Raw genomic sequence first — 6,811 nt, forward strand, 5'->3', positions numbered from 1 at the left:
CAGCGGATCGCCCAAGGCCTGCCCGAAGACGTACAGAAGGATCCGGCGGTGCTGGAAGCCTATCTGGGAGGAGTTGAATGATGAACATGCAAGTGGAACCGCACCTCGCGCCGCGCAACCAGGTCGACGACGCCGTGCTGGAGATCAAGGGCCTGAGCGTGGCCTATGGCAAAGTCGAAGCGCTGAGCGACGCCAGCCTGACGGTCGGCAAGGGCCAGATCGTGACGGTGATCGGCCCCAATGGCGCCGGCAAGACCACCCTGCTGTCGGCCATCATGGGCGTGCTCGGCTCCCGGGGCCAGGTGCATTTCGACGGCAGCCTGGAAAGCCTGCCGGAAGTCGAAGTGATGGTTTCCCGGGGCCTGGGCCTGGTGCCGGAAAAACGCGAGCTGTTCACCAGCATGAGCGTGGCCGACAATTTGCTGCTCGGCGCCTTTCAACGCCATCGCCGGGGGGACCGGCGCTACAGCGAGACGCTGGCCGAAGTCTATGAACTGTTCCCGCGCCTGTGGGAACGTCGCGAGCAACTGGCGGCGACGTTGTCCGGCGGTGAACGGCAGATGCTCGCCGTGGGCCGGGCGCTGATGGCCAAGCCCAAGTTGCTGATGCTCGACGAGCCGAGCCTGGGCCTGGCGCCGCTGATTACCCGGGAGATTTTCCGCATCATCACCGCCCTGCGCGAGCAAGGGGTGTCGATCCTGCTGGTGGAGCAGAACGCACGCGCCGCGTTGCGGGTGGCCGATTACGCCTATGTGCTGGAAACCGGGCAGATCGCCATGCAGGGCCCGGCCCGGCAACTGGCTGACGATCCACGGGTGATCGAAGCGTACCTGGGCCTGGCCAGCAAGCATCAGGAAATGCTCGCCACCTGACACTTCAACACGACACCGCCCCCTGTAGGAGCTGGCTTGCCAGCGAAGGCGTTCTATCAGTCAACATCTCAGTTGAATGTGCCGCCGCTTTCGCCAGCAAGCCGGCTCCTACAGGGCGATTGCGGTGGGTCAGTCGATGTATTTATCGACTGGTCGGACGCTTTCGCTGTAGGAGCTGGCTTGCCAGCGAAGAGGCCCTCATGTCTTGCATCGTCCTTTCAGCCGCCTTCGCCAGCAAGCCGGCTCCTACACAGGGGATCGGCGGCATGTGCGGAAGGCATAAACATCATATCGCCCTGAACAGCCATTACCGCTTGGCAAGGCCCTTTTGAATAATCCGGAGCTACGATGAACGCTTCCCCCTTGCGCATCGGCATCGCCGGTGCCGGTGCCATCGGCTGCACCCTGGCGGCACGCCTGGCTGTCAGCGGCCACCAGGTCAAGGTACTGGCCCGAGGTGAAACCCTGGGCGTTATCCGCCGTGACGGCATCCACCTGTCCGACCTCGACGGCCAGCACCATGTGCGCGTCGAGGCCAGCGATGACGCCGCCAGCCTTGGCGAGCAGGACCTGATTTTTCTCTGCGCCAAGGCCCAGGCCCTGGCCACTCTGCTGCCGCAACTGCAACCGATGATTGGCGCCGAAACGGTGGTGGTCCCGGTGGTCAACGGCGTGCCGTGGTGGTACTTCCACGGCGAAGGCGGACGCTACGACGGGCAACGGGTGCGCGCGGTCGATCCGCAGTCGATGCTCAGCCAGGCCCTGGACCTGCGCCACGTGATCGGCTGCGTGGTGTTCATCACCGCGCACTGCCCGGCCAACGCCGTGGCCGAATCGCACACCCCGCACCTGATGATTTTCGGCGAGCCCGACAACCGCCTCAGCCCGCGCCTGGAACGTGTGCGCGCACTGATCGAAAGTGTCGGCATCGAAGCGCGGGCCACCGACCGCATCCGCGACAACCTGTGGACCAAGATCATCGCCAACCTCACCTCCAACCCCCTCTCGGTGATTACCGGCGCCACCCTCGAGCAGCTTTACAGCCTGCCGGAGTTGCGCGACCTGGTCAGCAGCTGCCTGCACGAAGCGCTGCTGACCGCCGCCGCGTATGGCGCGCGAGTGAGCATCGACCCACAGACCTTTCTTGAGCTCGGTGCCGGCATGGGCGCGGTGCGCACCTCGATGCTGCAGGACTATGAGAAAGGCCGTCCCCTGGAGCTGGCCGCCATCGGCGACGCGGTGCTGGAGCTGGCCGACTGCATGGCCATCCCGATGCCCGTCACCCGGCACCTCATCGCCCTGGCGCGCTTTCGCGGCGAACAGGCCCGTCACTGACCCACACCCACAAGGACTCCGACATGGACCACAGCCCAATGGCAAAACCCCACGCGTACAGCGACGAAGAATGGGCATTGCGCGTGCAACTTGCGCATTGCTACCACCTGGTGGATTACTTCGGCTGGACCGAAACCATCTTCAACCATATTTCCGCACGCCTGCCCGGCCCGGCGCACCATTACCTGGTCAACCCGTTCGGCCTCAATTACACCGAAGTGACGCCGGCCAACCTGCTCAAGGTCGACCTGCACGGCAAGAAGCTCGAAGACTCGCCCTATGACGGCAACCCGGCCGGTTTCGCCCTGCACAGCGCGGTGCACGGCGCCCGAGCAGACATCCAGTGCCTGATCCACACGCACACCACGCCGATTTCGGCGATCGTCATGAAAAAGGCCGGCTTCGCCCATCACGACTTTTACGGGGCGCAACTCTACGGGCGCATCGGCTACCACACCTTCGAAGGCATCACGCTGTTCGATGACGAAAAAGCCCGGATGATCGACAGCCTCGGCGACAAGCACATCCTGGTGCTGCGCAACCATGGGATTGCCGTCGGTGAAAGCAGCATCGCCAAGGCGTTCTTCCTGCTGTGGACGGTGCAGCGCGCCGCCGAAATCCAGTGCCAGGCCGGCGCGTTGGGGGGTGAAGACAATCCGCTGCCCGAGGCGATCAGCCAGAAGTGCGCCGAACTCACCGCCATGCTGATCCGGGACAGCGGTTTCGCCGTAAAATTCTTCGACGCCATGGTTCGCAAAATGCGCGCCGAACGCGGCCAGTGCTGGTAATCGCGGGAGCGTAGCGTGGCTAACTCAAAGGAACACACACCGCCGGTGATCGTTGCGGCACCGCCAGAAGTCCCGATCTCGCGCCTGGATGTCCGCGGTCATCTGCTGGCCTGCAACGATGCCTATCTGGCGCTCAGCGGTTACGCCCGCGAAGACTTGCTCAACCAGCCGCATGAACTGATCAATCACCCGCTGATGCCCGAGCGAGTCATGGATCGCATGTGGGACACCCTGCGCAGCGGCGTGCCGTGGACCGCGCCCATGATCGGCCGCGATAAACAAGGCACGACCTTCTGGTGCAATCTCTATGTGGTGCCGCTGTTCGAAGGCGGTCAGCTGAACGCGCTGGGGACCGCGTATCACCCGCTGGACGACGCCCAGCGCCTGCGAGCGGAACAGCTCTATCGCCGCTTGAATGACGGCCACAACCCGCTGACGTTAAGCCGACGCGTGCAGGAACACGCCAGCCATCAGGGGATCGCCTGGCTGCTGGGGCTCGGGGTCACCGGCGCCATGCTCGGCGGACAGATCGACCTGGTACCGGGCCTGCTGGTGCTTGGCGGCGTAATCGCCGCGGCCTGGCAATGGCGAGCCACGCAGCAGGCGGATGTTCGCCGGATCATGGCCCGCCATGCTCAGGCCTACAGCGATGCCTTGCTGGCGCCGCTGCAGGACGGCAGCGCCAGCGTCGCCAGCCGCCTGGACATGGCCCTCCACAGCCAGAACACGCGGATGCGCACGGTCATGGCGCGCATCCGGATCAACGGCGAGACCGTGCGCCAACGCGCGCAAGAATCATCGACGCTGGTGCAGGCCCAGTCGGGTCACCTGCAACGGCAACTCGAGGAAGCCGAGCAGTCCGCCGCGGCGGTCCATCAGATGAGTGCGACGATCCAGGAGCTGTCGCGCAACCTGCAACACGCGGCCGAGGCCACTCAAGCCGTGGATCGCCTGGCCCGCGAAGGCGACCGGATGTCCGGGCAGAGCCAGCGTTCGATGACCGGCCTGTGCACTTCGGTCGAGGAGATCGGTCAGGCGGTCAGCCACCTGGCGGAGTCGATCGAATCCATCAGCGGTGTCGCGCATGTGATTCGCAGCATCGCCGAACAGACCAACCTGCTGGCGCTGAACGCGGCCATCGAAGCGGCCCGTGCCGGAGAGACCGGACGCGGTTTCGCGGTGGTCGCCGATGAGGTGCGCAGCCTCGCGACCCGGACCCGCGAATCCACCGAACAGATCCAGCGCTCCATCGAGCAGTTGCGCGACGGCAGCGCCCTGGCGCTTTCCACCGCACAACGCGGCGAAACGGCCGCGCGCGAGTCCCGCGAAGATGTGGCACAGGTACAGACGGCGCTGCGACGCATCTGCGAGGAAGTCGGGCAGATCTCCGGCATGAGTTTGCAGATGGCCTCGGCCATCGAACAGCAAGGTCAAGTCGCCCAGGAGATCAACGGGCAGATTTCCCAGATCGTGAGCCTGGCGCAGACCAGCAGCGATCAGTCCCGACGCAGTACCCAGATCGGCGAGGAGCTGCATCAACTGGCCAACTCCCAACTGGACCTGGCCCAGCGCTTTGTTCAGGGCTGAGTTTAGCGAGCTTCGAGCATCAGGCCCGACACGCTGCGGCCTGTCCGCTGGTTTTTTGCCGCGGGCGGCGCGACAATGACGCCCGCTATCAAACCCAGTTCACAGAAAGACTACGCCAACCTTTATGACCACCCCGAAAAAGCGCCTGAGCCGATACAACCCCGCCAGCGAGGATTTCAAGAAGGAAGAGTTCCCCTTCTACTGGCTGGCTCGCCTGCACGGCCGCTACTCCATGGCCATGGAGAAAGCGTTGAAAAAAATCGATATGGACATCCCGCGCTGGCGGATTCTGTTCATCCTCAAGGAGAACGGCGAGTCGAGCATTTCGGAAATCTCCATCCATGCCATCGCCAAGCTCTCGACCATCACCAAAATCGTCTATCGCATGAAAGCCGACGGCCTGGTAGAGACCAATACCAGCGCCAGCGACGGGCGGGTGACCCAGGTCTCTCTCACCGAGATCGGCCGCCATACCATCGAAGAAATCCAGCGGGGCACCAGCGATATCTTCCGCACCAGTTTCAAAGGCCTGACCGAGGCCCAGATCACCAAGCTGAACAGCACCCTGGAAATCATATTCAATAACCTGCCAGAAGACTGACCCGCGACGGCCACTGCAACACATCTGCCTGAATCAGGTTGAACCTTTACGATCTGGCGTAGCCCCTATTCTGAGGAACGCTCGATCACAGGAGGAATGACCATGATTGACGAATCGATAATCCGCCAATTAGCTTATGAATTGTGGGAAAGGGATGCTCGTCCGGATGGCGCTGAAGACCATTATTGGCGGCTCGCTCGAGAGCAGCTTGAGAAAGAAGGACTGCAGGCTGAAGGTGGCGAAAAAGCTGACGAGGATGACTGGCCGGCCAAAGGCGAAGCCGCCCGCTACTCAGGCGCGTAGTGTGTGCGCTGATGATGAAGAGGCTCTTCGTTCAGGCGAGGGAATGAAGAGCCTCTTGATACATCCCAGTGCGCTATCACAACACTCATGGCCATCATCACCATTTATCAGCAATGTAAAACATGACACTTGCGACACCCATCATGACGAGCGCCTTGAATATCGGGTACCCAGGCCCCTGGCATGAAACGTACTGATATATACCCGATATCAAAAAAAGTGCGCCTACACACAGCACGATGATTGATATCCACCGCTGGACCCGGAATCTGTCTTTTTTGCTGCCGTACCAAAACATCAAGATCCTCCCTGAATTCCCAAACCTGACAATACATTGTGCTGCGCATGCGGTCACGGAGGGCAGCGCCTGACTGGGGATACCCCATGAGCAATATCCACCCCTCCGACCGCGCGCCGATAAGTAATAATCCTGGCTCTATATCGGCGGAGTGAGCACCGATGCGATATCGCTCTCCGTAGCGAAGGTGAGAAACGCGAGGTGGGCCTCGTAGCGCTCGAGCACGTCGTCAATCACCTGTTTAGTGAGGCCCATCAGGTCATAGCCGCCATTTGCGCAGTCTTGGGTCGTCTCTAGCCATTCCGGACGACCGCGTCGAAAAACAAAGACATCTATTTTATATTTGAGCCCCACGGACACAATCCCGTCCCTGAAATGACGGCTCAATATCGTAGTCGTAAATCCTTCGTCCTTGATGGTCCGGCACTGCACATATTTGTTGTCACGTTGCGCTGCAACCACACCAGCCAATACTGCCAAGTCTCGCGAGCCCCGCTCGGTGGCTCGGGTCATGACATGTCAGCTGAGCATGCCGAGCTGGCAGTAGATCGCTTGTTCGAATCGCCCTCTCCCGTCATCACCGTCGAGTTTCAGGGCGGCGAACCACTTCTGGCCTTCGACCGAATTCGACAAATTGTTGGATTAGTAGCGGCTCGTAATGTAGCCGAGCAACGAAGCATCCAATATGTGATCACGACCACGCTCCACCATTTGACTGACGAAGTCCTGGATTTCGCGGAGCAGCATAAATTCCAATTTTCAACGTCTCTGGACGGTCCTGCGTTTTTGCACAATGCCAACCGGCCGACACCTTCAAAAGACGCCTATGAGCGCACCGTAGAAGGTATTGACCGAGTCCGAGCAAGACTTGGTCACGATGCCGTATCCGCATTGACCTGGTGCGCATGTACGTCGACCTGGGCGAGGTGACCGAGGAAAACCGCACAACGATCCGCGAGACCAGTGCCGAGCAACTGATCGCCACCGCGCAGCGGATCTTGCAACCCTACACACTGGAAGTGAAAAA

Annotated in this window: 7 protein-coding genes and 1 pseudogene; all 8 read left to right on the forward strand. The window is 61.5% G+C overall.

Annotated elements, in window-relative coordinates:
• Positions 1 to 6 precede the first annotated feature (6 nt).
• The gene (locus ABWY06_RS12935; protein WP_353925975.1) at positions 7 to 81 is read left to right on the forward strand and encodes an ABC transporter ATP-binding protein C-terminal domain-containing protein; all 75 of its coding nucleotides are present in this window, start codon (positions 7 to 9) and stop codon (positions 79 to 81) included.
• Positions 78 to 872 (forward strand): ABC transporter ATP-binding protein, encoded by a 795-nt coding sequence (locus ABWY06_RS12940; protein ID WP_353925972.1) that lies wholly within the window; start codon positions 78 to 80, stop codon positions 870 to 872. Before ABWY06_RS12935 ends, ABWY06_RS12940 begins: the two co-directional genes overlap by 4 nt.
• Positions 873 to 1,220: 348 nt before the next feature.
• Entirely contained in the window at positions 1,221 to 2,207 is a 987-nt protein-coding gene (locus ABWY06_RS12945; RefSeq protein WP_353925973.1) for a ketopantoate reductase family protein, read from the forward strand.
• Positions 2,208 to 2,230: 23 nt separating this feature from the next.
• The gene (locus ABWY06_RS12950) at positions 2,231 to 2,995 is read left to right on the forward strand and encodes a class II aldolase/adducin family protein (RefSeq protein WP_178084689.1); all 765 of its coding nucleotides are present in this window, start codon (positions 2,231 to 2,233) and stop codon (positions 2,993 to 2,995) included.
• A 45-nt stretch (positions 2,996 to 3,040) separates the two neighbouring features.
• Positions 3,041 to 4,582, forward strand: coding sequence for a methyl-accepting chemotaxis protein (locus tag ABWY06_RS12955; protein ID WP_502948196.1), 1,542 nt, complete (start codon positions 3,041 to 3,043; stop codon positions 4,580 to 4,582).
• Between the two features lie 124 nt (positions 4,583 to 4,706).
• Positions 4,707 to 5,183 carry a MarR family winged helix-turn-helix transcriptional regulator gene (locus tag ABWY06_RS12960; protein ID WP_128869944.1) on the forward strand — a complete coding sequence of 159 codons (477 nt, stop codon included), beginning with the start codon at positions 4,707 to 4,709 and terminating at the stop codon, positions 5,181 to 5,183.
• 102 nt (positions 5,184 to 5,285) lie between these two features.
• Positions 5,286 to 5,486 carry a DUF2934 domain-containing protein gene (locus ABWY06_RS12965; protein ID WP_168187309.1) on the forward strand — a complete coding sequence of 67 codons (201 nt, stop codon included), beginning with the start codon at positions 5,286 to 5,288 and terminating at the stop codon, positions 5,484 to 5,486.
• 631 nt (positions 5,487 to 6,117) lie between these two features.
• Positions 6,118 to 6,681: pseudogene (locus ABWY06_RS12970) on the forward strand (radical SAM protein); the annotation flags it as partial.
• Positions 6,682 to 6,811 lie beyond the last annotated feature (130 nt).

The sequence above is a fragment of the Pseudomonas sp. genome (assembly GCF_040514055.1).
Lineage (GTDB): Bacteria > Pseudomonadota > Gammaproteobacteria > Pseudomonadales > Pseudomonadaceae > Aquipseudomonas.

Coding starts and splice junctions, on each gene's coding strand:
- ABWY06_RS12940 (WP_353925972.1), top strand. CDS start 78: ATGATGAACATGCAAGTGGAACCGCACCTCGCGCCGCGCAACCAGGTC.
- ABWY06_RS12945 (WP_353925973.1), top strand. CDS start 1,221: ATGAACGCTTCCCCCTTGCGCATCGGCATCGCCGGTGCCGGTGCCATC.
- ABWY06_RS12950 (WP_178084689.1), top strand. CDS start 2,231: ATGGACCACAGCCCAATGGCAAAACCCCACGCGTACAGCGACGAAGAA.
- ABWY06_RS12960 (WP_128869944.1), top strand. CDS start 4,707: ATGACCACCCCGAAAAAGCGCCTGAGCCGATACAACCCCGCCAGCGAG.
- ABWY06_RS12965 (WP_168187309.1), top strand. CDS start 5,286: ATGATTGACGAATCGATAATCCGCCAATTAGCTTATGAATTGTGGGAA.